This window comes from Arthrobacter sp. 10T425 (assembly GCF_056393985.1).
Window position 1 is genome coordinate 197,966 of record NZ_JBFTGZ010000009.1, and the last position, 25,502, is coordinate 223,467.

Consider the following 25,502-nt stretch of genomic DNA (forward strand, 5'->3'; position numbering starts at 1 on the left):
CTGCGGAGAACCGCGTGCTAGGGGTACTGGCAGGATTCTTTGTCGTCTGGGCCATCATCCTGGTCGGCATGTTCGTGGGCCGGCGCAATATCCTGGGCGAGAACGCCCGCCCCGTCCTGAGCGCCCTGACGTTTTTTGTGGCCAGCCCCGCCCTGCTGTTCGAGACCCTCAGCAAGGCGAAACTCCACGACGTCTTTGCCGCGCCGCTGCTCGTGACGGCAGTCGGGGCGGTAACCACGGCGGTCCTGTTCTTTGGCATTGTGCGCTTCGCGCTCAAACGGTCCCTGCCGGAAGCCCTCATCTCCTCCATGAGCTCGTCCCTGGCCAACTCGGCCAACCTCGGCATTCCCATAGCCGTCTTCGTGCTCGGTGATGCCAGTTATGTGGCACCCCTGCTGATCTTCCAGCTGGCTTTCTTCACCCCGTTGTTCCTCATGGCGTTGGACGCCACCACCAGCTCGCACCGCACTACGCCCCTGAGTTTCGTGCTCATGATCCTGCGCAACCCGATGATCGTGGGCACCGGACTCGGGCTCCTGGTGGCCGCCACCGGCTGGACGGTACCGCCGCTGATCCTGGAGCCCATCCACTTGATTGGCGGGGCCGCGATCCCGGCCATGCTGATCGCCTTCGGCATGAGCCTGAACGGTTCCAAGCCGCTGCAGGCGGCCGCCGGACGCCGGCTGGACGCCCTGCTGGCGAGCTTCTTCAAGCTCGTTGTCCACCCGCTGGTGGCCTACCTGTTTGCCCATTTTGTCCTCGGCATGCAGGAACAGGCGCTCTTTGCCGCCGTCGTCACGGCCGCCCTGCCCACCGCCCAAAACGTGTTTGTCGCGGCCAGCCGTTACCGCACCGGCGTAACGGTAGCCCGGGACACCGTGCTGATCACTACGGTGGTAGCTGTGCCCGCCATGATCGGCGTGGCCCTGCTGCTGGCCTGACCTCGCCGGGCAGCCGGGCCCGGCTGAACGGGATCGGCGGACCGGCACCAAACCCGGAGGAGGACCCTTGAAAACAACCCTGGACACTGTGGTCATCGGCGGCGGCGCGATGGGCTCGGCCGCCGCGTGGGCGCTGGCCGGCGCGGCCGGGAGGTGACCCTGCTGGAGCAGTTCGGTCCCGGCCACCGCAACGGTGCCTCCCACGGCACAACCCGGAACTTCAACCCCGGCTACGCGGATCCGGACTACGTCGCCATGCTGGCAGAGGCGGCCGGGCTGTGGCGGGAGCTCGAAGCGGACGCCGGCGAGCGGCTGCTGGCGCGCACCGGCGTCGTAAACCACGGCCCCGATCCGCGGTTGCCCGAGATCCGGAACGCGCTGCTTGCCGCCGGGCTCCGGGCGGAGTTCCTCTCCGCCGGGGAAGCCTCCGGGCGCTGGCGGGGCATCCGTTTCGATACGCGCGTGCTGCACATGGCGGATGGCGGCCAGTTGAACCCGGACGCCGCACTGCCGGCGCTGCAGCGGCTCGCCGCCGGGCTCGGCGCCGAGATCCGCCATCATGTGAAGGTCCTCGAGTTGAATGTCCTCGACGACGGCGTCCGGCTCACGCTCGAGGCCGGGGGCCGCAGCGAGGTGCTCACCGCAAGGCAGGCATTGGTCACCGCCGGCGGCTGGACCACGAAACTGCTCTCCGGGGTCGCGCCCCTGCCCCGGCTGACGGTCACGCAGGAACAACCCGCACACTTCGCCATCACCGATGAGGGCGCCCAGTGGCCGGGGTTCAACCACATGCCCGGCCACGGGGACGCGTACGCGTACTGGCGTTCGCCGGTCTACGGCATGCAAACACCGGGCGAGGGGATCAAGGCCGGATGGCACGGGGTGGGCCCGGTGGTGGACCCGGACCGGCGGAGCTTCGCGCCGGAGCCCGAGCAGCGGGCGGCCCTGCAGCGCTACGCCCGGGACTGGCTGCCCGGGGTCGACGCCGACTCCCTCACCGACATCAGCTGCACCTACACGACCACCGTTGATGAGAACTTTGTCCTGGACCGGATCGGGCCGGTTGTCATCGGCGCCGGCTTCTCCGGGCACGGCTTCAAGTTCACGCCGGTCGTGGGCAGGATCCTGGCCGACCTCGCGACCGGCGACGGCGGAGCGCCGGCTCTCTTCTCGGCCTCCCGCCCCGGGGTCCGCTGACTCCGTCGGAGAGCCAACGCGGGGTCACATAGCGCCCATGGTGGGGCCCGGCATGGGCGTGATGTGACCCCGCGTTGCTGTGTGGACCGGTAGGCTGGGGCCGGTCTTAAGCGCCCGCGGATACCCGGCGCGCCAGCATGAGGTGGGGGAAAATTGCTCAGCACGCGGTCAGGCAGCATCCAGTCCAGCGACATCCAGTCCAGCGGCGCCCAAGGAATGAGTGCCCGCAGCCCGAGGATCGGCGCGGTCGACTGGATCGTGCGCGGGGTGGCGGGCCTGCTGCTGGTGGCGACGTCAGCGTGCTCCGGCCCGGGTACTGTTCCCCCGGCCGCCGGAACCGGCGTCCTCCCCGTCGTCACGGCTACCCCCGCCACTGCGTCGGCCGGCACGGACAGCGCTCCGCTGGATCCGGACGCCACCCCCGGTGTCGAAGTTCCCAGTGCCGAAGTTCCCAGTGCCGAAGCTTCAGGCATCGAAGTTGCCGGCGCCGATGTTGCGGCCGCCGCGCCCCGGCAGCCGGCATTGGCGGGCAAGGCCCTCGCGGTACTGGCCACGCTGCCCGTCAAGGGCCGCGCCCCCAAGACGGGCTATTCCCGCGACCAGTTCGGCCCGGCCTGGTCCGACGTTGATCACAATGGCTGCGATACCCGCAACGACGTGCTCCGCCGCGACCTTACTTCTGTCGCGCTCCGGCCCGGGACGCGGGACTGCGTGGTGCTCTCCGGCGACCTGGCCGACCCCTACACGGCCGTCGCCATCCACTTCCTGCGCGGCAATGCCACCAGCACCGCCGTCCAGATCGACCACGTCGTGGCCCTCAGCGACGCCTGGCAGAAGGGCGCGCAGCAGCTCAGCCCGGCACGGCGGCTGGCCTTCGCCAACGATCCCCTAAACCTGCTGGCGGTGGACGGCCCGGCCAACCAGAGCAAGAGCGACGGCGACGCCGCCACCTGGCTGCCGCCGAACAAGTCCTACCGCTGCAACTACGTCGCCCGCCAGATTTCGGTGAAATCCAGCTATGGGCTCTGGGTGACCCAGGCCGAGCACGACGCCATGGCCCGGGTCCTGTCGAACTGCCCGAACGCCCTGGCCCCCGCCACCCAGCCGGCCGCCGCTCCGGCCCAAGCCGCGCCTGCGCCAGCACCCGCGCCAGCACCGGCACCGGCACCGGCGGCCGGCGTGGCGTACGCGAACTGTGCCGCGGTCCGTGCGGCCGGCGCGGCGCCCATCCGCGTCGGCCAGCCGGGGTACAGCCGCAGGCTGGACCGGGACGGGGACGGCGTCGGCTGCGAATAGCGGCGGCCGGCCCGTCCCCGGGCCGGGTGGTCAGTTCTTCTGGTGCTCGTGCAGGAGCCGGGCGCAGCGGATGAAGCCCAGGTGCGAATACGCCTGGGGATGGTTGCCCAGGTGGGTTTCCGTGCCGGGGTCGTATTCCTCGGGCAGCAGCCCCGTGGGACCGAACAGGTTCACCAGCTGGTCAAAGAGGTCCCAGGCGTCTTCGATCCGGCCCACGGCGATGTAGGCCTCGATCAGCCAGGTGGTGCAGATGTGGAAGCCGCCCTCCAGGCCCGGCAGTCCGTCGTCGTACCTGTAGCGGAAAACGGTGGGCCCCACCCGCAGTTCCCGCTCCACCGCCGTGACGGTGGCCAGGAACCGGGGGTCGTTGACGTCCAGCAAGCCGGAGAGACCGATGTGCAGCACGGCTGCGTCCAGGTCCGGGCTGTCGTACGCCACGGTGTAGGAGGACGCCGACTCGTCCCAGCCCTCGCGCAGGACTTCCTCCCGGATCTTCGCCGCCGTGGGCTCCCAGGCCGGCAGCGGTTCCCGGCCATGCCGGACGGCCGTGCGCAGCGCCCGGTCGAGCGCCACCCAGCACATCACCTTCGTGTAGATATGGTGCCGCGGCGCCCGCCTGGCCTCCCAGATGCCATGGTCGGCCTCGTGCCAGCGGGCCAGCACGGCTGCGGCCATCTGGACCAGCAGGTCCCAGTGCCCGTCGGAGAGCATGCCCTGGCGGGCGCTGAGGGCGTGGATCAGCTCGGCGATCGGGCCGAACACGTCCAGCTGCACCTGGTGGTCGGCAGCGTTCCCAATCCGCACCGGGCGGGATCCCGCGTAGCCGGGCAGGCTCTCGATGATGGCCTCGGTGGACAGCGGCGCCCCGGTCACGGAGTAGAGCGGATGGAGCCACTCCGGACCCGGGGCGTGGGCCAGAATCCGGCCCAGCCACGCCAGGAATCCCTCGGCCTCGGCCGTGGAGCCCAGGTCCACGAGCGCGTTGACGGTCATGGACCCGTCCCGCAGCCAGCAGTACCGGTAGTCCCAGTTGCGGGTGCCGCCGATTCCCTCCGGCAGTGAGGTGGTGGGCGCGGCCAGCACAGCGCCGGTGGGTTCATGGACCAGCGCCCGGAGCACCAGCGCGGACCGACGGACCAGCGACGGCTTCACGCCGGGCAGTTGCAGTTCGTTGACCCAGCGCCGGGAGTGATGGGCGACGGCGGCGCGGCGCCCGGTCTCATCACCCGGCATCGCGGGCTGAGGTTCCGTGTCGCCGCAGCGCAGGTTGAGGACCACCGGTCCGTCCCGCAGATCGACGTCGCCCGTGGCCGTGGCGTGCCGGCCGTCGGAGGTGATGGCAAAGGCCACGCCGGGAGCCCGGAGAATGATCGGATCCGCGGTTCCCACGACGTGCAGTTCAGTTCCGCGCGCCTCCATGCTGAACGGGGCATTCGCGTAGTCCGGCCGCGGGGCGAAGACGACCCGGGCCGTGCCGGTGCCGGACAGCACCCGGACCAGGCTGGTGATGCCGTCCGGGGCCGGCTCCAGGTAGTCCGTCACGGTGACGTCGGCCCAGCGGGTTTCGACGATCATGGTGCTGTCCACGTAGCGCTGGCCCAGGACCTGCGAGGCCTTCGCCGGTTCCACGGAGAAGTGCCCCGCCGCATCGCCGCCGAGCAGATGGGCAAACAGCGACCCGCTGTCCGGCAGCGGGTGGCTCATCCAGCAGATCTTCGCGTCCGGGGTGATCAGGGCGGTGGACGAGCCGTTGCCGATCATGGAGTGCCGCTCCAGCCCCACGGCATCCTCGCCGAACAGCCACGCCCGCCGCAGTTCGAACAGGATCGCCAGGACGCGGGCGAACGACTCCGGGTCCCGGAGCGTGTGGGCTGCCACGGTGGGCCCCTCCCCCACGCGCAGCGCCATGTCCGGCCCGCGCAGCGTCGCCATGGCCAGCTCATCGCTGGAGGCGTCGCCTGCGTAGAGGGCGGCACTCACGCCTAGCATGGAGCGCAGGTGCTCCAGCGCGGAGGCCTTGGACGGTTCCACCACGGAGAGATCCAGCACCGAGCCGTCCACGACGAAATGCAGCCCGTGCGCCCGGGCGATCTCCTCCGCCTTCGAGGTGGCCAGTGCGACGATGTCCGGGCCGGCCGGGCGGGTGTGCACCGATACGGCGACCGGCTTGCGCTCAATGCTGATGCCCCGGTAGGCGCCCACGGTTTCGGCGAGTGCCTGGCTGGCCTGCTGCAGCACTGATTCGGTGGCGAGGGACAGCCCGTGGGCGTAGCCCATGTCGAACTCCGCGCCGTGCGAGCCGACCAGGTGTACCTCCGCGGGGAGCCGTGAGACGGCGGCCAGATCCCGCAGCGACCGCCCGGAGATGACGGCCGCGTGCGTGTTCGGGAGGGCTGCCAGGGCCCTCAACGCGATCGCCGCGCTGCCCAGCGGCAGGGTCTCGGTGGAAATGCCTTCTGCCGCGCACAGCGTGCCGCCGTAGTTGCAGGCCACGAGCAGCCCAGGAGTGCGGGCCAGGATCTTGAGCTCAGCCAGCAGTTGCGGCGTGAGCCCGTCGTCGGCCGCGTTGGTCTGCACGAAAGCGCGGAGCAGGCCCAGCGGGAGGGATTTGGTGAGAAGCGCAGAGTCGGCCAGGGCCTGGTTGAGCGGTGTGGGCATCGGCGCGGTCCTTCGAGTAGTCCCCAATGCCTGCATGCGAATCGTCCCCGGGAGGACGCACTTCAAGTATGACCCCGGGACGATTTCGCATGGGTGTCCCGGCAGTTGCGACTGTGTAACATCCGCCGGGCCGCCCGGACACCCTGGCACCAGTGCTGGTTCCTTGCTGCGCCGCCATGCCGTTGCGTTTCAGCAGCCGGCTGGCCTGTATTCGTAGGTCCCCGCATCGGCCGCGCCGCCGCCCTGGCAGTCGCCCTTCTGGTTGGCCGGCCGCCCGTCCAGATCCAGGGGGAAGGGGCTGACCCCGGCCCGGTCAATGGCCGGGCTCGCGCCGGAGAGGTGGAGATCGGCGGGTGCGTTGACAAAGTCGGCCGGCTCGGTAGTGGAGGTGGCATTGGGAATGATGTTCGTGGGCCCGTTGAGGACGTTTTCCCGCTCGGTCCAGCCGGCGCCGTCCATCCACAGCGCGTTGCGGGCGGCCACCAGGATGTTTCCCCTGACGACGGTGGAGGCCGGGCACGACGCGTGGCAGACCAGAGCCTGGGAGTCCGCGCCGTCCAGCCACACGGTGTTGTATTCGAACGTGGTGCCGTTGGTCGGGCCGAAGGAGGACGTCCTGCCGCGCGCGATCAGCCCCATGGCCTGGGAGCAGTTGGGGCCGCAGGTGGACCGGACCAGGTTGTAGCTGTACGTGTTGCCGTCGGCAGTTCCGCCCTTGCCGCGCCCCAGTTCGGAGAAGACGTTGTTATCCACGGCCACGTTGTGGTGGATCCTGTTCCGGTTGCCGTTGAAAATTTCGAACGCGCTGCCGTCGTGGCCAAAGTCGTAGGACAATGCGGTGGAGCCGGTGACGGTATTGCCGGCGAACTCGTTGTCGCTGCCGTTGATCAGGAAGCCAAAGGCGCCCGAGTCGTCATCGCACTTCAGGGCCGTGGCGGTGCCGCACAGCTCCCCCGGCGTATTGACGTTCATGATGTTGTTGTCGGCAAGAGTGTTGTTGGTATAGGTGCCGAAGTCGGAGCCCTCGCTCACTTTGATGCCCGCGGCATTGTTCCTGGCGGCGGAGTTCCGCACGGTGCCGTGGTCGCCGTAGATACTGAAGCCCGCATAGCCGCACGACTCCGCCCGCAGGCCGTCAACGGCGATGTAGTCGCCGTCGAGCCTGACGCACGTTCCTGCCAGTCCGCCCGTAACAGCGGGCGGATCGCCGCTTCCATAGGCATTCAGCGTGACCTTGAGCCGGCTGGTGCCGCTCTGGCCGACAACAAGGCCGCCGGAGAAGATGTCTCCGCGGCGAAAGCTGACCGAGTCCCCGGGCCGAAGCGCAGTGGCATTGACCTTGTCGAGCGTCGCCCAGGCTGATTGCGGCGACGTCCCGTCGTTGGCGTCACTGCCGTCGGCGCTCACGTAATACGTGGCGCCCTCGGACGACGCCGGCGCGGACGCGGACGGGCCGCCGAGCAATCCTCCCAGGAACAGCAGGACGAGCAGCGTGGCGGCGGCTGTGGACTTGATCTTCATGGGTGCACCTGGGTTTTCGCCATGTATCCGCGGTTCCGGGCGCCACCGCCAACCGGCGGACCACATCGGCACCCTGAGGGGCTTAACGCTAAGAGCGGTCCCGCCCTAAGTCAACGGACGAGTCCGGCCATGCGCATCAAAATGTTCTTTTTTGCTACTTGACGTTCCTTATTGTGCGATTATGATAGCTAATGATGTGAGCTGCTTCACTCCACCCGCGTTATTTCAAAGGAGAAATTATGACCATGCATGAAGACGCACTGCTCCGGGCCTCCAGCCGAGGCGGGTGGGACCGGAGGACGCTGCTGAAGACCTTCGGCGCCGGAGCAGTCGCGATGGCCGGCATTCCCCTGCTCTCGGCCTGCACGGGCGGCAGCGCACCTGCCAGCGGCGGCGCCAAGACGGCCACGTTCGGTTCCGGGTCCTCCGACGAGGTCCCCAAGGCTGCCTACAAGGCGGTGACCGACGCTTTCCAGAAGAAGTCCGGCATCGCGGTCACCACCAACGTGGTGGCGCACAACGACTTCCAGAACAAGATCAACACCTACCTCCAGGGCAGCCCCGACGATTCTTTCACCTGGTTCGCCGGGTACCGCATGCAGTACTACGCCGGCAAGGGACTGCTCGCCCCGATCGATGACGTCTGGGAAAAGGTCGGCGGAAACTACTCCGATGCCCTGAAAAAGGCCTCGACCGGAGCCGACGGCAAGATGTACCTGATCCCGAACTACAACTACCCCTGGGGCTTCTTCTACCGCAAGAGCCTCTGGACGGAAAAGGGGTACACCGTCCCCACGACGTTCGATGAGCTGAAGACCCTCGCCACCAAGATGAAGGCCGACGGCCTGATCCCGATTGAATTCGCGGACAAGGACGGCTGGCCCGCCATGGGCACGTTCGACTACCTGAACATGCGCCTGAACGGCTACCAGTTCCACATGGACCTCACCGCGCACCGGGAAAGTTGGGACCAGAAGAAGGTCAGCGACGTCTTCGACACCTGGAAGGCCCTGCTCCCGTTCCAGAACCCGAACGCGCTGGGCATGACCTGGCAGGACTCGGCGAAGTCCCTCGCGGACAAGAAATCCGGCATGTACCTGCTCGGCTCCTTCCTCACCCAGCAGTTCACGGACAAGACAATCGCCGACGACATCGACTTCTTCCCGTTCCCCGAGGTCGCGGTGGAAGGCCAGGATGCCATCGAGGCACCCATCGACGGCCTGCTGCTCTCCAAGAAGGGCGGCCAGAACCAGGCCGCCCGGGACTTCCTGGCCTACGTCGGCACCCCGGAAGGACAGGATGTGTACGCCTCGGTCGACTCGTCCAACATCGCCACCGCCAAGGGCGCCGATACCTCCAAGTTCACTCCGCTGAACAAGAAGCTGGCCGAGGCCATCAGCGGCGCCAAGAACATCAGCCAGTTCTTCGACCGCGATGCCCTGCCCGCCATGGCCAACAACGTGATGATCCCGGCGCTCCAGTCGTTCATCAAGGACGGCAACGTCGATGTGAAGAACCTGGAAGCCCAGGCCAAGTCCCTGTACGCCGCCCAGTAGCGCCGTGCTGACCGCGCGGGTGACCGCGCGGTCAGCACCTGATCCAGCTCGTACTGGTCTGGATCCCCACCCTCATGTCGGTCGGACTGTCCTTCACCCGCTGGAACGGGCTGGAGCTGACCGACATCAAGCCCGCCGGCGTCGAGAACTACCAGTTCATCGCCCAGGATTACCCGCCGTTTTGGCCGGCCATGCAGCACAACGTGCTGTGGCTGGCGTTCCTGGCACTCGTCGCCACCCCGCTGGGGCTGCTCCTGGCCGTGCTCCTGGACCAGAACATCCGCGGCACGCGGATCTACCAGAGCATCTTCTTCGCCCCGGTGATGCTCTCCCTGGCCCTGATCGGGATCATCTGGCAGCTGTTCTACAACCGGGACAGCGGCCTCCTGAACTTCCTGCTTGGCACCGCCGGCACGCCCCAGGCCGTCGACTGGTTCGGGGATTCCAGCGTCAACATCTGGGCAGCCCTCTTCGCCGCCACCTGGCGGCACGCCGGCTACGTCATGATCCTGTACCTGGCCGGGCTCAAGGGCGTGGATCCGACCCTGCGCGAGGCGGCCCAGATCGACGGCGCCAACGCGGTCCAGACCTTCTTCCAGGTGGTCTTCCCGGCCATGCGCCCGGTGAACGTCATCATCATCGTCATCACCGTCATCGAATCCCTCCGGGCGTTCGACATCGTCTACGTGATCAACCGCGGCACCAACGGGCTGGAACTGATCAGCGCCCTGGTCATCCAGAACCTGGTGGGCGAAGGGCAGGTGATCGGCATCGGCTCGGCGCTGGCCGTCATCCTGCTCGTCATCTCGCTGATCCCCATCACGTTTTACCTCTCCCGCGCATTCGGAAAGGACAAAGAGGCATGAGCATCGCCCATCCAACCGATGCCGCCGCGGCCGGCAGCCCGGCAGACGCCCGGCAGCGCAGCTCCGGCCCAGGCAAGACCGGCCCCCGCCCCGGCAGGCCGGCCAACAACAAGCAGGGCAAGAAGCACTACGGCACCCACGTCTTCCTCATCGTCATGGCGGCGATCTGGCTCGTACCCCTGGCCTGGGCCATTTTCACTGCCCTGCGGCCCAAAGCCGACACCGACAAATACGGCTACTTCAGCACCGGCGGCGCCTTCAACTTCGACAACTTCGCCCAGGCCTGGACACAGGGCGGCTTTTCCCAGCTGTTCTGGAACTCCGTGCTCATCACGGTCCCCTCGGTGTTCCTGATCCTCTTCTTCGCCTCCATGATGGCGTTCGCCGTGAGCCGGGTGAGCTGGAAGTTCAACATCACCCTGCTGATCATGTTCACCGCCGGAAACCTGCTGCCGCCGCAGGTGCTCGCGGCGCCGCTCTTTGAAATGTTCAAGCACTTCGAGCTTCCCTACGCCGTCAGCGATTCCGGGAACCTGCTCAACACCTACATCAGCGTGATCGCCGTGGACACCGCCTTCCAGATCGGCTTCGTGACGTTCGTCCTCTCGAACTACATGAAGGCCCTGTCCCCCGAGCTGACCGAGGCGGCCCTGGTTGACGGTGCCGGCGTCTGGCGCCAGTACTGGGACATCATCCTGCCGCTGTGCCGCCCGGCCCTGGCCGCCATGGGCACGCTCGAGGTGATCTTCATTTACAACGACTTCTTCTGGCCCCTGCTCTTCATCCAAAGCGGAGACCGGCTTCCGGTCACCACCGCGATCAACAACCTCCAGGGCCAGTTCCTCTCCAACTACAACCTGATCGCCGCCGGCGCCATGATCACGGCCGTTCCGGCCCTGATCATCTACCTGCTCCTGCAGCGCCACTTCGTGGCGGGCCTGACCCTCGGCTCCAGCAAAGGATAAACGTGGACAACAGCTCCAACCACAACAACGCCATGGACTACATCACCGCCCGCCTCGGCTCCGAAGGCTCCCCGATGCTGGCATTCGGCGGAGACTACAACCCGGAACAGTGGCCCGAGGAGACCTGGGACGAGGACGTCCGGCTGATGCGCGAGGCCGGCGTCAACCTGGTCAGCGTGGGCATCTTCAGCTGGTCCCTGCTTGAGCCGTCCGAGGGCGTCTACGAGTTCGGCTGGCTGGACCGGGTCCTGGACCTGCTGCACGCCAACGGCATCCGGGTGGACCTGGCGAACGCCACGGCGTCGCCGCCGCCCTGGTTCAGCCACAAGTACCCCGACTCCCTGCCCGTGACCGCCGACGGCGTGCGGCACAGCTACGGTTCCCGGCAGGCCTTCGCGGCGTCGAGTGCCGAATACCGCCGGGCCGCCGCGGCCCTGACCGAGCAGATCGCCACCCGGTACAAGGACCACCCCGCCGTCGTGATGTGGCATGTCCACAACGAGTACGGCTGCCACAACCAGCCTGATTTCTCGGACGGTGCCGCCGCGGGTTTCCGGCGCTGGCTCGAACGCCGGTACGGCAGCCTGGAGGCCCTCAATGCCGCGTGGGGCACCGCCTTCTGGTCCCAGCGCTACTCGGCCTGGGACCAGATCCTGCCGCCGCGCACCTCCGGGACCTGGGTGAACCCGACCCAGCAGCTGGACTTCGCCCGCTACTCCTCCGATGAGCTGCTCGAATGCTACAAGGCCGAGGCCGCGATCATCCGCACGCACTCGGGACATCCCGTGACCACCAACTTCATGGGGTTCAACATGGGCCTGCACCAGCCCGTGGACTACTGGCGCTGGTCCGAGGAGATGGATGTGGTCTCCAACGACCACTACCTGATTGCCGAGGATCCGCGGAACTTCCAGGAACTGGCGGCAACCGCAGACCTCACCCGCGGCTGGGCCAAGGGCAAGCCGTGGCTGCTCATGGAGCATTCGACCTCTGCCGTGAACTGGCAGCCGCGCAACATCGCCAAAGCGCCCGGCGAGATGCTGCGCAACTCCCTGCAGCATGTTGCCCGCGGCGCCGACGGTGCGCTCTTCTTCCAGTGGCGGGCCTCGCGGGCCGGCGCCGAAAAGTTCCATTCCGGGCTGCTGCCGCACGCCGGCACGGACACGAAGGTTTGGCGCGAAGTGGTCCAGCTGGGCCAGGCGCTGCGGAGCCTGGCCGAAGTCAGCGGCTCGGTGGTTACGGGCGCGTCCGGCCGGGTGGACGTCGCGATCCTCCACGACACTGACGCCCGCTGGGCCTCGGAACTGGATTCGCACCCGAGCGTGGACGCCTCCAACATCGCCGAAACCCGGCGCTGGCACGATGCCTTCTACCGCGCCGGCATCCCCACCGACTTCCGCCAGGGCACCGATGACCTATCCGGCTACCGGCTCGTCGTCGCGCCGATGCAGTACCTCGTGAGCGATGCCGGGGCCGCGAATCTGGACGCGTACGTGCGCTCCGGCGGCCACCTCGTGGTGACCTATTTCTCCGGTATCGTGGACGAAAATGACCACATCAGGCTTGGCAGCTACCCCGGCGCGTTCAGCGGACTGCTGGGCGTGAAGATGGAAGAGTTTTTCCCGCTGCGCGGCGGCGAAAGCATCCGGCTCAGCAGCTTCGGGGCGGGTAGTTGCTGGAACGAATTGGGGCATGCCACCACCGCCGAGGTCCTCGCGGCCGTGGAAGAGGGACCGGCCGCCGGTTCTCCCGCCGTGACCCGTAACCGTGCCGGAAGCGGCCGCTCCTACTATGTCGCCACGTCACTCGCGCCGGAGGGCCTGGGCGAACTGCTCGCCGTCGTCTGCGCCGATGCCAGGGTGCAGCCGCTCGTCCCGGACCTGCCGGCCGACGTCGAAGTGGTCCGGCGCAGCAAGGACGGGACCGACTGGACGTTCTGCATCAACCACGGCGCCCACGACGTCCGGCTGCCGCTGGAAGGCGTGGACCTGCTCACCGGCGCCGAACTCGACGGCGGGCTCGGCCTCGCGGCCGGCGGTGCCGCCGTCGTCCGTTCGGCTGCCGCCCGATTGGTCGGCACCTCCGCCAGCCACTCAAACCAGTCAAGCCACTCAACCCTGTAAGGACTCCACATGCTAGCCGCAGCCCGCCATTCCGCCATCCTCGCGGAGGTCCAGCGTGAGCGGATCGTCCGTGTCGCGGACCTCGCCAAGATGCTCGGCGTCTCGCTGATGACCGTGCGGCGGGACATCGAGGCCCTCGACGCGGCGGGCGCCGTGGAGAAGATCCACGGCGGGGCCAAGTTGCCCGGCGGCGCCGGCACCCACGAGCCAGGCTTCGAGCTGAAGGTGACCCAGCTCAAGGACGAGAAGATGGCGATTGCGCAGGAGGCGGCCGCGCAGGTGCGCGAGGGCATGGCGGTGGGGCTCAGCGCCGGCACCACCACGTGGGCGCTGGCCCAGCTGCTGTCCGCCGGCCCGCGGATCACGGTGGTCACCAACTCGGTGCGGATCGCGGACGTCTTCCACCAGAGCGCCTCCCCGTCCACCGTGATCCTGACCGGCGGCGAGCGCACACCCTCGGACGCCCTTGTAGGCCCGCTGGCCACATCCTCGCTCAAACAGCTGCACCTGGACGTATTGTTCCTCGGCGTCCACGGTGTCGACGCCGACGCCGGGTTCACCACCCCCAACGTGCTCGAGGCCGAAACCGACCGGGCCTTCGTCACCGCGGCCCGGCGGGTGGTGGTGCTGGCGGACCACACCAAGTGGGGCACCCTCGGCATCAGCACGATCGCCGGCCTGGAGGACGCTGACGAACTCATCAGCGATGACCTTCTGGGCAGCGAGGCCCGGCGCATCCTCGGCGAGCGCGTCGGCCGCCTCCGTCTGGCCCATACCGGCGACGCCCGGAGCCTCAGCGCAGCCAGCCCCGCAGCAGCCACAGGCTGACCGCTCGGCCCCCGCCCACCCAAACCACTACGCCTGGAGCTGCCGTGAACAACCCGGACCTCACCCTTGCCGCCGAGACCCTCTCCCCCGTGGGCGTCCCTCCGGTGGAGCCGTTGTACCTGCGCCGCTCCGGAACATCCCTGCTGATCGACTTCAGCACGGGCGAGGCCGCCATGCTGCACTTCGGCGCCGACCTCGGCCCGGCCCTGCCGGATCTTTCGCTGTTGGGCCAGGCCGTGCCGCACTCGGCCCTCGACGTCCCGGTGACGCTGGGACTGATCCCGCAGGCGTCCTCCGGCTGGCGCGGGCGCCCCGGCCTCCGCGGCCACCGGAACGGCCAGGCGTTCTCGGCCCGTCTGCGTGTTGTCAGTGTTGAACGTTCCAGTGCTGAGCTGTCCAGCGGCGAGCGGTCCCGCGGGGCGGACTGCTCGGCCGTCATCACCCAGGCCGACCCCGAGGCCGGTGTCAGCGTCCGCACGGAGATCAGGATCAACGACGGCGGCCTGCTCCAGCTCCGGCACCGGCTCGACAACGACGGCGCCGGTCCGTACAGCCTCGACGAACTCGCCGCCGTGCTGCCCGTGGGCCGCGCCGCCACAGAAATCCTGGACCTGACCGGCCGCTGGTGCCGGGAGTCCCACCCCCAGCGCCTGCCGCTGCGCCAAGGCACATGGGTCCGCTCGGGCCGGCACGGCCGGACCGGCCACGACGCCTCGCTCCTGCTCGCGGCCGGAACCCCCGGATTCGGGAACCGCCACGGGCAGGTCTGGGCCGTGCATCTGGGCTGGAGCGGCAACCACGAGAGCTTCGTTGACGCCGCCGCGGACGGCCGGACCGTCCTGGGCGCCTCGGAACTGCTCGGCGCCGGCGAGATCAGCGTGGAAGCGAACGCCAGCTACGAGACCCCGTGGCTGTACGCTGCCTACTCCGCCGCGGGCCTGGACGGCATCAGCGATGCCTTCTACAGCTGGTTCCGCGGGCGCCCGCACCACCCCGGCGTGCGGTCCGGCAAAGCCCGTCCCGTGGTGCTCAACGTCTGGGAAGCGGTCTACTTCGATCACCGCCTCGAGCCGCTGCTCGAACTCGCCGAAGCGGCCGCCGGTCTCGGCGTGGAACGCTTCGTCCTCGACGACGGCTGGTTCCGCGGCCGCCGCGACGATCACGCCGGCCTCGGCGACTGGTACGTCGACGAGGACCTGTGGCCCGAAGGCCTGACTCCGCTGATCGACGCCGTTACCGGCCACGGCATGGAATTCGGGCTCTGGGTCGAACCCGAAATGGTCAACGAAGACTCGGACCTGGCCCGCGCCCACCCGGACTGGATCGCCGGCCCGGCCGGCCGGCTGACTGGCCGGCTGCCCGTGCAATGGCGGCACCAGCAGGTCCTTGACCTGGTCAATCCGGCGGCCTGGCAATACATCTTCGACAGGCTCGATGCCCTGTTGAGCGAATACCGGATCAGTTACCTCAAATGGGACCAGAACCGGGACCTGGCCGAGATGGGCCACGCCGGCCGGCCGTCCGTGCACGCCCAGACTCAGGCCGTCTACCGGCTCCTGGACGAGCTCCGCAAGGCCCACCCCGGCGTCGAGATTGAAAGCTGCTCCTCCGGCGGGGCCCGCGTGGATCTCGGCATCCTGGAGCGCACCGACCGGATCTGGGCCTCGGACTGCAACGATGCCCTGGAACGGCAGACCATCCAGCGCTGGACCGGCGTGGTGGTGCCGCCGGAGCTCGTCGGATCGCACATTGGCCCCACCACGAGCCACACCACGGCGCGAACGCACGATCTCTCGTTCCGGGCGATCACCGCGATGTTCGGCCACTTCGGCCTCGAATGGGATGTCCGGCGCCTCGACGATGCCGAACGGGCCGAGCTTGCCCGAGCCATCGCACTGTTCAAGCAGTACCGGCCGCTCCTGCACAGCGGGCGCATGGTGCGGGCCGACGAGCCCGATCCGGCCCTCCGGCTGCACGGGGTCGTGTCCCACGACGGCGGCGAGGCCCTCTACGCCCTGGTCTCGGTGGCGACGTCGTTCGCCGAAGTCCCGGGGAAGGTCTGCCTGCCCGGACTGCTCCCGGACACCGCGTACCGGGTGGAAGCGGTCTACCCGGCGGCCGGGGACCGGCGGGCGTTCCTGCAGGCGGCGCCACCGGCGTGGCTTGCGGGCGGCGTCGAGGCCTCGGGACGCTTCCTGGCCGAATCCGGGCTCCCAATGCCGGTCCTGAACCCGGAACACGGGCTGCTCCTGGCAGTCCGCCGCGCCACCGCCGCCGCTCCGGCCGCCTATCCAGCCGCAAACAGCGCACACCCCGTGAGGAACCCCTAGCATGGGCCAGATTACGAAACGCTCCCACAAGCTCTCCGACGGCCGGGACATCATCTACTTCGATGATGCCGATACCGCCCTGCCCCCGCACCGGGGCGAGGATCTCCGCGCGCCGGCGGTCCGGCCGCCCACGGCCACCATGCGCCAGGACGCCCTGACCGGGGAGTGGATCTCGATCGCGGCAGCCCGGCAGAACCGGGTGGTCCTGCCGCCCTCGCACCTGGACCCGCTGGCCCCGGCGTCGCCGGAGAATCCCTCGGAGATTCCGAGCCTCTACGACGTCGCCGTCTTCGAAAACAAGTCCCCCTCCTTCGGGCCGGACCTGGCGGGGGCCGCCGCGCCGGAAGGCCTGGATGACCTCGCCCGGGTGGGGCTGGGGCGCAGCCGGCAGTCCGTGGGCCGGTGCGAAGTGGTGTGCTTCTCCCCGGAACACACCGGCTCCCTGGCGGGCCTGCCCCTGTCCCGGATGCGCACGGTCGTGGAAGCCTGGGCGGACCGGACGGCCGCGCTGTCCGCGCTGCCCGGCGTCGAACAGGTCTTTCCGTTCGAGAACCGCGGCGAAGCGATCGGCGTGACGCTGCACCACCCGCACGGACAGATCTACGCCTACCCGTACATCACGCCGCGCACGGCCCAGCTGGTCCGCACGATCGAAAGTTACGGCGGCTCGCTGTTCGAGGACATCCTGAGCTTCGAGCAGAAATCCGAGCGGGTGCTGCTCCAGGGCGAGCACTGGACGGCGTTCGTCCCTTTTGCCGCGCGCTGGCCGCTGGAAGTGCATATCCTCCCGCACCGGCACGTCCCGGACCTCGCCGCCACGACCGACGAGGAACGCGATGAGTTCTCCCTGCTGTACCGCCAGCTCCTGCGTGGCGTCGATGCCCTCTACGACAGCCCCACGCCGTACATTTCGGCGTGGCACCAGGCTCCCGTCCACGCCCACCGGGACGACATCCGGCTCATGCTGCAGCTGACCTCGCCCCGCCGGGAGGAGGACAAGCTCAAGTACCTGGCAGGGTCGGAAGCCGCGATGGGGGCATTCATCGCGGACATCCCGCCGGAGACGGCCGCCGCCCGGCTCCGCGACGCCATGGAGGCAGCATCGCCGCCACCGCGTACACCAGGGCTCGAGCCATTCCGCACAGAACTCCCAGCAACAGAACAGGAAGCAGCCCAGCCATGAACGAGGTCCTTGAACGGGAAAGTGGGTACTTTTCCAGCGAGTTTGGGGGCGCGCCGGACGGCTTGTGGTCGGCGCCCGGGCGGGTCAACCTGATCGGTGAGCACACGGATTACAACGAGGGCTTCGCGTTTCCGATCGCGATCGACAAGCGCACCACGGTGGCGGCCCGCGTCCGCGCAGACCGTCTGCTCCGGGTCACCAGCAGCTCTTTCCCCGGCGTCATAGAGGTAAGCCTCGACCGCCTGGACCCGGATAGCCTCACCGGCTGGGCCGCGTACCCCCTCGGCGTGGCCTGGGCGATGTCCCGGGCGGCAGCAGCCGGCGCCGGTTCCGACGTCGCGTCCGGTTCAGCAGCCGGTTCCGGCGTCGCGTCCGGTTCAGCAGCCGGTCCCGACGTCGCGTCCGGTTCAGCAGCCGGCGTCCCGTCCCGGATGTCCGGCCTGGACCTGGCGCTGACCTCGGATGTCCCGGCCGGCGCCGGGCTGTCCTCCTCCGCTGCAATCGAATGCGCGGTGGCCCTGGCCCTGAACGATCTCTGGGACTTGGGGCTGGGCAGGCCTGAACTGGCACGGATCGGCCAGCTGGCCGAGAACCGGGTGGTCGGCGCGCCCACCGGCATCATGGACCAGTCGGCCTCGCTCCTTGGCGAGCCCGATCATGGCATCCTGCTCGATTGCCAGAACCTGTCGACCGAGCCGGTTGCCCTCGGCTTCGCCGGTGCCGGGGTGGGGCTGCTCGTGATCGACACCCGCACCAGCCATTCCCATGCCGACGGCGGCTACGCCAGCCGCCGCCGTTCCTGCGAGGACGGCGCCCGCCGCCTGGGCGTCGGCAGCCTGCGGGCGCTGGGCCCGGACGACCTTCCCCGCGCCGCGGCACAGCTCGACGGACAGACCTACCGCCGGGTCCGCCACATCATCACGGAAAACCAGCGGGTGCTCGACACCGTGACGGCACTGCGGACCTCCGGCCCCGCCGCGATCGGGCCGTTCCTCAACGAATCGCACGAGTCCATGCGCGACGACTTCGAGATCTCCACCCCTGAGCTCGACCTCGCCGTGGCCAGCGCGCAGGGATTGGGCGCCATCGGCGCGCGCATGACCGGCGGCGGTTTCGGTGGCGCAGCCATTGCTCTGGTCCGCAACGACGGCGCCGCAACGGTGGCCGCGGGAGTTACCCGCGACTTCGCCCGGGCCGGATACGCGGCCCCGCACATCTTCCCCGTCACCGCGTCCGAGGGCGCCCGCCGGGAACTGTAGCCCGGAAGGCCCCAGGTCGTTATGCCCGCACGAGGCGGGCGGCGTCGGCCAGAAGTTCCACGGAACGGAGCCGGGGTTCGGTCCCGGTGCTCTGGTGCGCCACGATCAGTTCGTCGGCGTCGGCGTGCGCCGTGAACTCCTCGAGGTACGCCAGGACGGCCTCGGGGGTGCCCACCGCGGAGTACTTCATCATCTGCGCCATCTGCTGGCCCTGGGGCGAGTCCAGGATCATGTCTGCCTCGTCGTCGCTGAACACACGGCCATTGCCGAAGAACAAGGAAACCCTGGCCCGCTTGGTGGCCTGGAACATCGCCTGCGCCTCAGCGGCGGAATCGGCGGCAATGACATTGACTCCGGCGATCACGTGCGGGGCCTCGAGCTGCGCGGAGGGCCGGAATTCGCGGCGGTAGACCGCCACCGCATCCTGCAGCGCGTTGGGCGCGAAGTGCGAGGCGAACGCATAGGGCAGGCCCAGCTGGGCGGCCAGCCTGGCGCCGAACAGGGAGGACCCCAGGATGTACAGCGGCACGTTGGTGCCCTTGCCCGGGGTGGCCTCCACGCCCTGGATGCGGGTGGGGCCGCTCAGGTAGCCCTGGAGCTCCAGGACGTCCTGCGGGAAGCTGTCTGCCGACATCGGATCGCGGCGCAGGGCGCGCATGGTGTTCTGGTCGCTGCCCGGCGCCCGGCCCAGGCCGAGGTCGATCCTGCCCGGGTGCAGGGTCTCAAGCGTGCCGAACTGTTCGGCGATGGTCAGCGGCGAGTGGTTGGGCAGCATCACGCCGCCGGCGCCGAGCCGGATGCTGGAGGTGTGGGCCGCGACGTGGGCGATCAGCACACTCGTGGCGGACGAGGCGATCGCGGACATGTTGTGGTGCTCGGCGTACCAGATCCGCCGGTAACCCCGGTCCTCGGCGAGCTGCGCCATGGCCACGCTGCCGGCGAAGCTTTCCGCCGCCGTCTGGCCCGGGCCGATGGTAGCGAGATCAAGAATGGAAAGCGGAACAGTCACGGAAAAGCCGGCCTTTCGTAGCGGAGCAGTGTGCGGGCCGGAGTTTGGACTGCGGTCCTGGGCGGCACCGGGTTTCCGGCGCGGGCACACTGGGGTCAACGACGGCGGCCCCCGGGATATTTCTGCAGGCGGCTCAGGGGCACGAGTAGTTGTAGTCAAGGCCCCCGGAGATGTACTGCGTCATCGAGACGCGGCTGTTCGGGGTGAGTCCGGGGCGGGCGCAGTTCGCCTTGGCCCCGGCCGCCGATCCCGCTCCAGCGAGCCAGCTCGGCAGACCTGCCAGCGGGCTGGCGAACTTCACGGTTCCGGCGATCTCCCCCCACTGGTAGGCGGTGGAGTAGAGGCCCACGCGGGCGCCGATCTTCTTGAAGTAGGCGGCCATGCCTTCCAGGACGGCGACGTTGGCGGCTTTGTCAGCCTGCCAGGTGTTTTCCGTTTCCACATCCAGCCACCAGAGGTAGGACTGCGGGTTGCCGACCCCGCGGCGCTTGGCGTCGTCGGACGCCTTGGCCCACCCATACATATAGGAGCAGGCTTTGAGCGACCCCAAGGCGCAGTTGCCGTAGGGGTTCGTGACCTTCACCCCGTTGTAGGTGTTCAACGTGGGCCACCAGGACCCCTGCCGGGCGGGGTTGGCCGTGTTGACGTACAGCGCCACCCTCGGCTGCGCCGTCGCTGCCGGGGACTTTGCGGTCTTGGCCCAGGCCAGCTGGCTTGCCAGGCACGGGTTCGTGTTGTTGGCCAGGCCATGGTTGACGCCGACGATCGCGAAGGCCGGCTGCTTTGGGAGGGTCTTCCCGCATTGCGGCCAGGACACATCGATTCCGGGTCCCGAGGTACTGGCCGTAGCGGCCGAAGCGGGGCTTCCGCCCAGCAGGACAAGGCCGAGGGTCACGGCAAAGGCCAGCACGATGCGCGGGAACGAGTTGGGCATGCCACAGTCTAAGGCAAAATCGCAGAAACGCTAATCGGTGGCGTAATTCCGTCACGGCGCAGGTTTTGCCGTCGGAATGCCCGGAACGCACGCCTGCGGGCGCCCCCGCATCGACGGGCGGGGACGCCCCGTTAGGGAGCCTTGGAATAGTCAGCAGACTGAGGATGTTCACTTTCCTATGAGCCACGACAATTCACAGCATCCGGAAAAATCCGCCACGATCGCCCTCAAGGATCTGGGAACCGTCCACCGGCTGGGCTTTGGCGCCATGCGGATCGTCGGCGACGGCGTCTGGGGCGAGCCGGCAGACCGCGCCGCCGCGGTCGCCGTCGTGCGCCGCGCCGTGGAGCTCGGCGTCGACTTCATTGACACCGCAGACTCTTACGGCCCCAACATCAGCGAGGAAATCCTCGCCGAGGCGCTGCATCCCTACCGGGACGGCCTCAAGATCGCCACCAAGGTGGGGTTCACCCGCACCGGCCCCAACGTCTGGGTTCCGGTCGGCCGGCCCGAATACCTGCGCCAGCAGACGGAACTGAGCCTGCGCAAACTCAAGGTCGACTCCCTCGACCTCCTGCAGCTGCACCGGATCGACCCCAAGGTGGACCGCGACGAGCAATTCACCGTGCTTCGCGATCTGCAAAAGGAAGGCAAGGTCAAGGCACTCGGCCTCTCCCAGGTCAGCGTCGAGGACCTGGAGGAAGCCGGGAAGTACTTCACCGTCTCCACGGTGCAGAACCGCTACAACCTCACCGACCGCAGCTCCGAGGACGTCCTCGAGTACGCCGAGGAGAACGGCATCGGCTTCATTCCGTGGGCGCCGATCTCCGCTGGCGAGCTGGCCCGGCCGGGCGGACCGCTCGACGAGGCGGCGAAGCGGCTGGGCGCCACGACTTCCCAGGTGGCGCTGGCCTGGCTTCTGCGCCGGTCCCCCGTCATGATGCCGATCCCCGGCACCGGCTCCGTCAAGCATCTTGAAGAGAACCTGGCCGCCGCCGGCGTCGTCCTCGACGACGCCACCTATGCGGAACTCGAAGCGACCCGCTGAACCGCGCCGCTTCCCATATTTCACCTTATCCACCGTCCGCCGGCCCTGCCGGCAGAACAGGAGCAGCACCATGGCTAAAAATATTCTGATGGTTGTCTCGGCAGCAGATTCCCTGACGATGCGCGACGGCAGCGAACACCCCACCGGGTACTGGGCCGAGGAGCTCGTCGTCTCCCACCGGACCCTTCTCGACGCGGGCCACACCGTGCACATCGCCACTCCGGGCGGCAAGAAGCCGACGGTGGATGAGGTGAGCCTCGCGGCCGAGTCCGCCGGTGGGCAGGACCGTGCGGATAGCTTCCGCCGCTACATCGATTCCCTCGACGCCGAACTGTCCAACCCGCTGGTGCTGGCCGACGTCGACGCCTCCGCCTACGACGCCGTCGTGATGCCGGGCGGCCACGGGCCGATGGCCGACCTGTACCAGGATGCCGACCTTGGCCGCCTGCTGACGGCCGTCAACACGGCCGGCAAGATCATCGCGCCGTTCTGCCACGGCCCGGCCGGGCTGTTGAGCGCCACGGACGACGACGGCGCGTTCACCTTCGCCGGACGCCGCCTCACCGTCTTCACCAATGAGGAGGAGCTGAGTGGCGGCACGGGACCCAATACACCGTGGTTCGTGGAGGATGTCCTGAAGGAGAAGGGCGCGGTAGTGGAGAACGGCGCGGCCTGGACGTCTCACGTTGTGCGGGACGGAAACCTCATCACCGGGCAGAACCCGCAGTCCAGCGAGGACGTGGCCAAGGAGGTCCTCAAGGCCCTCGCCGAATAAGCCACTCCTAGCCGGGTCCGGGAGCCCCGGACCCGGCTAAGCTAACCGCATGGCCATCAAATCCACTGCAGACAAAGTCGCCACGATCGTCCAGGGCTACACTTTGGACGGCCCGACGATCGAGCTCGGCGCGGCGATCGTCGACGGCGAACTCCACAAGGAAGCCTCCGTCCGGCTGCCGCTCGCGATGATGAACCGGCACGGCCTCGTGGCCGGGGCGACAGGCACGGGCAAGACCGTCACGCTGCACATGATGGCCGAACAGCTTTCCACCGCCGGCGTGCCCGTGTTCCTGGCCGACATCAAGGGCGACCTCTCGGGCCTGGCCACCGCCGCCACGGGCACCGAAAAACTCTTGGCCCGCACGGAGAGCATCGGCCAGGCCTGGTCGGGCAAGACTTTTCCGGTGGAGTTCCTGGCCCTCGGCGGCGACGGCAAGGGCATACCGGTCCGCGCCACCATCACCTCCTTCGGCCCCATCCTGCTCTCCCGCATCATGGACCTGAACGAGACCCAGGAATCCAGCCTGCAGCTCGTCTTCCATTTCGCGGACAAGAAAGACCTGGAGCTGATCGACCTCAAGGACCTGCGGGCCGTGATCCAATTCCTGACCTCGGCCGAGGGCAAGGACGAACTTGAGGAACTCGGCGGCCTCTCCAAGGCAACCGCCGGCGTGATCCTGCGCGAACTGATCACGCTCGAGGCGCAGGGTATGGAGAAGTTCTTCGGCGAACCCGAGTTCGACACCGCCGAACTGCTGCGTACCGCGCCGGACGGCCGCGGTGTGGTGAGCTGCCTGGAGCTTCCGACGCTGCAGACCAAGCCCATGCTCTTCTCAACGTTCCTCATGTGGCTGCTGGCCGACCTCTTCGAGGACCTGCCCGAGGCCGGTGACCTCGACAAGCCCAAGCTCGTCTTCTTCCTCGATGAGGCCCACTTGCTGTTCAACGGCGCCTCGAAAGCCTTCCTGGATGCGATCACCACCACCGTCCGGCTCATCAGGTCCAAAGGTGTCGGAATTTTCTTCGTGACGCAGACCCCCAAGGACGTCCCCGCCGACGTCCTCGGCCAGCTGGCAAACCGCGTGCAGCACGCCCTCCGCGCCTATACCCCGGAGGACGCCAAGGCCCTCAGGGCCACCGTCTCGACCTTCCCGACCAGCGACTACGACCTCGAGGAGACCCTCACTACCGCCGGCATCGGCGAGGCCGTCATCACAGTCCTGAATGAGAAGGGCGCGCCGACCCCGGTGGCGCTGACCCGGCTCCGCGCCCCGGAGTCCGTGATGGGTCCCAGCACCGACGAGCTGATCTCCAGCACCGTCGCCGCTTCCGCCCTGCTGCCCAAGTACGGCACCGCCGTCGACAACATCTCGGCGTACGAGAAGATCGCCGCCGAAGGCGGTGACCGCACAGGCGCTGCCACCGGGCCGGCGGCCGGGACCGCACACCACGGCGGCGCACGGGACGGCGGCAGCCAGGAATCCGCCCAGAGCGGCGGTTTGGACCCCCGCGCCATCGACGCCGAAGCCCGACGGATCGAGGAGGAAATCCTTGGCCGCCCCAGCAGCCGCCCCGCGCCGGCGCCCAGGATGCCCGACGATGACAACGTGGCCGAGCGGCGTGCCCCCCGGCCGGCGCAGCCGCCGGCCGGCGGTGGCGGGGGCATTGGCGGCGAACTCGCGGGGGCCCTGGGCGGTGGCCTTCAGAGCATGGCCCGCTCGCTGGGGACCCAGCTTGGCAGGGAACTGCTCCGCGGCGTCTTCGGCACTTCCTCCAAACGCCGCCGCCGCTAGGGATCACCGCGGCGGCATCCAACCGAACGTTCCCGGCCCGCGGGCCCGGCGGCCTTCAGCCATGCTCCGCGTCACAGATGCGGACTGTGACACCGGGATTCCTGTGGGGTACAGGTAACGTAAGAATGGTGCAGATGAGTCAGGCGTTGGTCAAAATCGCAGCAGTGTGGCTGCTGGGACTGATGCTTGCCGTCGCCGGGGCCATCGTGTCGATCAACCTGGTGAACGACTCCATTGCCGGGCCCCAGCAGCCAGTCCGCGAATATTTGAGTGCCCTGCAAAAGGGCGATGGCGAAAAGGCGCTGGGCCTGTTGCGCGCCTCCGTGCCACAAAGCAACCCGGCGATGCTCGACGGCACGGCCCTGCAAACCGCGGCGGCACGCATCTCCGACGTCAAGCTTGGCGCCGCGGAAGAGCGCGGTGCCAATCAGGTCATGGTGCCCATGGAGTACACCGTCGACGGCAACAAGTTGCGAACCGAGTTCCTGTTGGAGCGCTCCGGCACCGAGTGGCTGTTCTTCCACAAATGGTCTTTCGTCCCCTCTGAGCTGCCCGTCCTGGACGTCACCGTGGTCAACTCCAGCGAGGCCACCCTCAACGGCGTGCCGGTGAACATGCCCAACGGCCGCAACTCCTTCGCAGTCTTCTACCCGGGCGAGTACGAGGCGACCCTGAACGGCCAGTACTTCTCCGCCCCGGCCACCCGCGCCACCGTGTCGGCCGCGGACGCGCCTCCGGCGCCGCTGAACCTGCTGACCGAGGCCACGGGCGCCCTGAAGGAGGCCGTGAGCGGCAAGGTCAAGGAGTTCCTGGACTCCTGCGCGGACGAGGCCGACAAGCAGCAGAAGCTGCAGCCCAACTGCCCGTTCTACCACGCCACCAACAACCGCGTGATGGACGGAACCATCGACTGGAGCATCACGGACTACCCGAGCGTCAGCATCGAGCCGTTCGGCGGCCGCTGGGTGGTGGCGCCCCTCGACGGCAAAGCCCGGATCAAGGCCCGCCAACAGGATCTGTTCTCGGGCGCCGTGTCCGACATCGACTCCGTCCACGATTTCAGCTTCACGACCCGTCTGGACATCGACGGCGACACCGTCAAGCTCACGCCGCAGCTGGACTACTAGTACCCGCCGGGGCTCCGCGGCCGGAGGCCCGAAGAAAGCCAAAAGGCTGCTGTCCGTGATTCAGGGTCACGGACAGCAGCCTTCGGCTCAG

Annotated in this window: 18 protein-coding genes and 1 pseudogene; 15 read left to right on the forward strand and 4 right to left on the reverse strand. The window is 68.4% G+C overall.

The genetic code is table 11. The features are described 5' to 3' along the window. Positions 1-14: 14 nt before the first annotated feature. The 3 genes and pseudogenes from AC1DDH_RS12745 to AC1DDH_RS12755 all read left to right on the forward strand — a co-directional run bounded on the left by AC1DDH_RS12745 (position 15) and on the right by AC1DDH_RS12755 (position 3,434). Positions 15-941, forward strand: coding sequence for an AEC family transporter (locus tag AC1DDH_RS12745; RefSeq protein WP_018774009.1), 927 nt, complete (start codon positions 15-17; stop codon positions 939-941). A 67-nt stretch (positions 942-1,008) separates the two neighbouring features. After that, positions 1,009-2,138 (forward strand): annotated as a pseudogene (locus AC1DDH_RS12750) (FAD-dependent oxidoreductase). A gap of 153 nt (positions 2,139-2,291) precedes the next feature. Then, positions 2,292-3,434 carry a GmrSD restriction endonuclease domain-containing protein gene (locus AC1DDH_RS12755; RefSeq protein WP_476955563.1) on the forward strand — a complete coding sequence of 381 codons (1,143 nt, stop codon included), beginning with the start codon at positions 2,292-2,294 and terminating at the stop codon, positions 3,432-3,434. A 30-nt stretch (positions 3,435-3,464) separates the two neighbouring features. Here the strand turns inward: AC1DDH_RS12755 and AC1DDH_RS12760 are convergent, their stop codons facing one another. Together AC1DDH_RS12760 and AC1DDH_RS12765 are read right to left on the reverse strand one after the other, a co-directional pair. Then, complete coding sequence (locus AC1DDH_RS12760; protein ID WP_476955564.1) at positions 3,465-6,092, reverse strand: trehalase-like domain-containing protein; 2,628 nt, start codon at positions 6,090-6,092, stop codon at positions 3,465-3,467. Positions 6,093-6,281: 189 nt separating this feature from the next. Beyond that, on the reverse strand, positions 6,282-7,613 hold the full coding sequence (locus AC1DDH_RS12765; RefSeq protein WP_476955565.1) for a hypothetical protein: 1,332 nt from the start codon (positions 7,611-7,613) through the stop codon (positions 6,282-6,284). Between the two features lie 239 nt (positions 7,614-7,852). On the opposite strand from AC1DDH_RS12765, the gene AC1DDH_RS12770 reads away from it, so the two are divergent. From AC1DDH_RS12770 to galK, 8 genes are all read left to right on the forward strand, one after another. Then, positions 7,853-9,169: an ABC transporter substrate-binding protein gene (locus tag AC1DDH_RS12770; RefSeq protein WP_476860371.1), complete on the forward strand. Its 1,317-nt coding sequence runs from the start codon at positions 7,853-7,855 to the stop codon at positions 9,167-9,169. Between the two features lie 74 nt (positions 9,170-9,243). After that, a complete protein-coding gene (locus AC1DDH_RS12775; RefSeq protein ID WP_476955566.1) occupies positions 9,244-10,035 on the forward strand; it encodes a carbohydrate ABC transporter permease in 792 nt (263 codons plus the stop codon). Beyond that, the gene (locus AC1DDH_RS12780) at positions 10,032-11,000 is read left to right on the forward strand and encodes a carbohydrate ABC transporter permease (protein WP_476871775.1); all 969 of its coding nucleotides are present in this window, start codon (positions 10,032-10,034) and stop codon (positions 10,998-11,000) included. Before AC1DDH_RS12775 ends, AC1DDH_RS12780 begins: the two co-directional genes overlap by 4 nt. A gap of 2 nt (positions 11,001-11,002) precedes the next feature. After that, on the forward strand, positions 11,003-13,123 hold the full coding sequence (locus AC1DDH_RS12785) for a beta-galactosidase (protein WP_476955567.1): 2,121 nt from the start codon (positions 11,003-11,005) through the stop codon (positions 13,121-13,123). 9 nt (positions 13,124-13,132) lie between these two features. After that, a complete protein-coding gene (locus AC1DDH_RS12790) occupies positions 13,133-13,951 on the forward strand; it encodes a DeoR/GlpR family DNA-binding transcription regulator (RefSeq protein ID WP_476887070.1) in 819 nt (272 codons plus the stop codon). 104 nt (positions 13,952-14,055) lie between these two features. Then, complete coding sequence (locus AC1DDH_RS12795) at positions 14,056-16,281, forward strand: alpha-galactosidase (protein WP_476955574.1); 2,226 nt, start codon at positions 14,056-14,058, stop codon at positions 16,279-16,281. 1 nt (position 16,282) lies between these two features. Next, positions 16,283-17,464 (forward strand): galactose-1-phosphate uridylyltransferase, encoded by a 1,182-nt coding sequence (galT, locus tag AC1DDH_RS12800; protein WP_476955568.1) that lies wholly within the window; start codon positions 16,283-16,285, stop codon positions 17,462-17,464. Continuing rightward, the gene (gene galK, locus AC1DDH_RS12805; RefSeq protein WP_476955569.1) at positions 17,461-18,723 is read left to right on the forward strand and encodes a galactokinase; all 1,263 of its coding nucleotides are present in this window, start codon (positions 17,461-17,463) and stop codon (positions 18,721-18,723) included. The genes galT and galK overlap by 4 nt, the downstream gene beginning before the upstream one ends. A gap of 19 nt (positions 18,724-18,742) precedes the next feature. Here galK and AC1DDH_RS12810 read toward each other — a convergent pair whose 3' ends face one another. Together AC1DDH_RS12810 and AC1DDH_RS12815 are read right to left on the reverse strand one after the other, a co-directional pair. Next, entirely contained in the window at positions 18,743-19,732 is a 990-nt protein-coding gene (locus AC1DDH_RS12810) for an LLM class flavin-dependent oxidoreductase (RefSeq protein WP_028278201.1), read from the reverse strand. A 133-nt stretch (positions 19,733-19,865) separates the two neighbouring features. Continuing rightward, positions 19,866-20,666, reverse strand: a complete 801-nt coding sequence (locus tag AC1DDH_RS12815; RefSeq protein ID WP_476850790.1) for a glycoside hydrolase family 25 domain-containing protein — start codon at positions 20,664-20,666, stop codon at positions 19,866-19,868. Between the two features lie 178 nt (positions 20,667-20,844). Here AC1DDH_RS12815 and AC1DDH_RS12820 point away from each other — a divergent pair, with 178 nt between their 5' ends. The 4 genes from AC1DDH_RS12820 (at position 20,845) to AC1DDH_RS12835 (ending at position 25,411) form a co-directional block, all read left to right on the forward strand. Beyond that, positions 20,845-21,714, forward strand: a complete 870-nt coding sequence (locus AC1DDH_RS12820) for an aldo/keto reductase (protein ID WP_476955570.1) — start codon at positions 20,845-20,847, stop codon at positions 21,712-21,714. 70 nt (positions 21,715-21,784) lie between these two features. After that, the gene (locus tag AC1DDH_RS12825) at positions 21,785-22,489 is read left to right on the forward strand and encodes a type 1 glutamine amidotransferase domain-containing protein (protein WP_476955571.1); all 705 of its coding nucleotides are present in this window, start codon (positions 21,785-21,787) and stop codon (positions 22,487-22,489) included. 49 nt (positions 22,490-22,538) lie between these two features. Then, a complete protein-coding gene (locus AC1DDH_RS12830; RefSeq protein WP_476860378.1) occupies positions 22,539-24,284 on the forward strand; it encodes a helicase HerA-like domain-containing protein in 1,746 nt (581 codons plus the stop codon). A gap of 134 nt (positions 24,285-24,418) precedes the next feature. Beyond that, positions 24,419-25,411, forward strand: coding sequence for a hypothetical protein (locus AC1DDH_RS12835; RefSeq protein WP_476860379.1), 993 nt, complete (start codon positions 24,419-24,421; stop codon positions 25,409-25,411). The last annotated feature ends 91 nt before the right edge of the window (positions 25,412-25,502 follow it).

Coding starts and splice junctions, on each gene's coding strand:
- AC1DDH_RS12760 (WP_476955564.1), bottom strand. CDS start 6,092: ATGCCCACACCGCTCAACCAGGCCCTGGCCGACTCTGCGCTTCTCACC.
- AC1DDH_RS12765 (WP_476955565.1), bottom strand. CDS start 7,613: ATGAAGATCAAGTCCACAGCCGCCGCCACGCTGCTCGTCCTGCTGTTC.
- AC1DDH_RS12770 (WP_476860371.1), top strand. CDS start 7,853: ATGACCATGCATGAAGACGCACTGCTCCGGGCCTCCAGCCGAGGCGGG.
- AC1DDH_RS12775 (WP_476955566.1), top strand. CDS start 9,244: ATGTCGGTCGGACTGTCCTTCACCCGCTGGAACGGGCTGGAGCTGACC.
- AC1DDH_RS12780 (WP_476871775.1), top strand. CDS start 10,032: ATGAGCATCGCCCATCCAACCGATGCCGCCGCGGCCGGCAGCCCGGCA.
- AC1DDH_RS12790 (WP_476887070.1), top strand. CDS start 13,133: ATGCTAGCCGCAGCCCGCCATTCCGCCATCCTCGCGGAGGTCCAGCGT.
- galT (WP_476955568.1), top strand. CDS start 16,283: ATGGGCCAGATTACGAAACGCTCCCACAAGCTCTCCGACGGCCGGGAC.
- galK (WP_476955569.1), top strand. CDS start 17,461: ATGAACGAGGTCCTTGAACGGGAAAGTGGGTACTTTTCCAGCGAGTTT.
- AC1DDH_RS12815 (WP_476850790.1), bottom strand. CDS start 20,666: ATGCCCAACTCGTTCCCGCGCATCGTGCTGGCCTTTGCCGTGACCCTC.
- AC1DDH_RS12820 (WP_476955570.1), top strand. CDS start 20,845: ATGAGCCACGACAATTCACAGCATCCGGAAAAATCCGCCACGATCGCC.
- AC1DDH_RS12825 (WP_476955571.1), top strand. CDS start 21,785: ATGGCTAAAAATATTCTGATGGTTGTCTCGGCAGCAGATTCCCTGACG.
- AC1DDH_RS12830 (WP_476860378.1), top strand. CDS start 22,539: ATGGCCATCAAATCCACTGCAGACAAAGTCGCCACGATCGTCCAGGGC.
- AC1DDH_RS12835 (WP_476860379.1), top strand. CDS start 24,419: ATGAGTCAGGCGTTGGTCAAAATCGCAGCAGTGTGGCTGCTGGGACTG.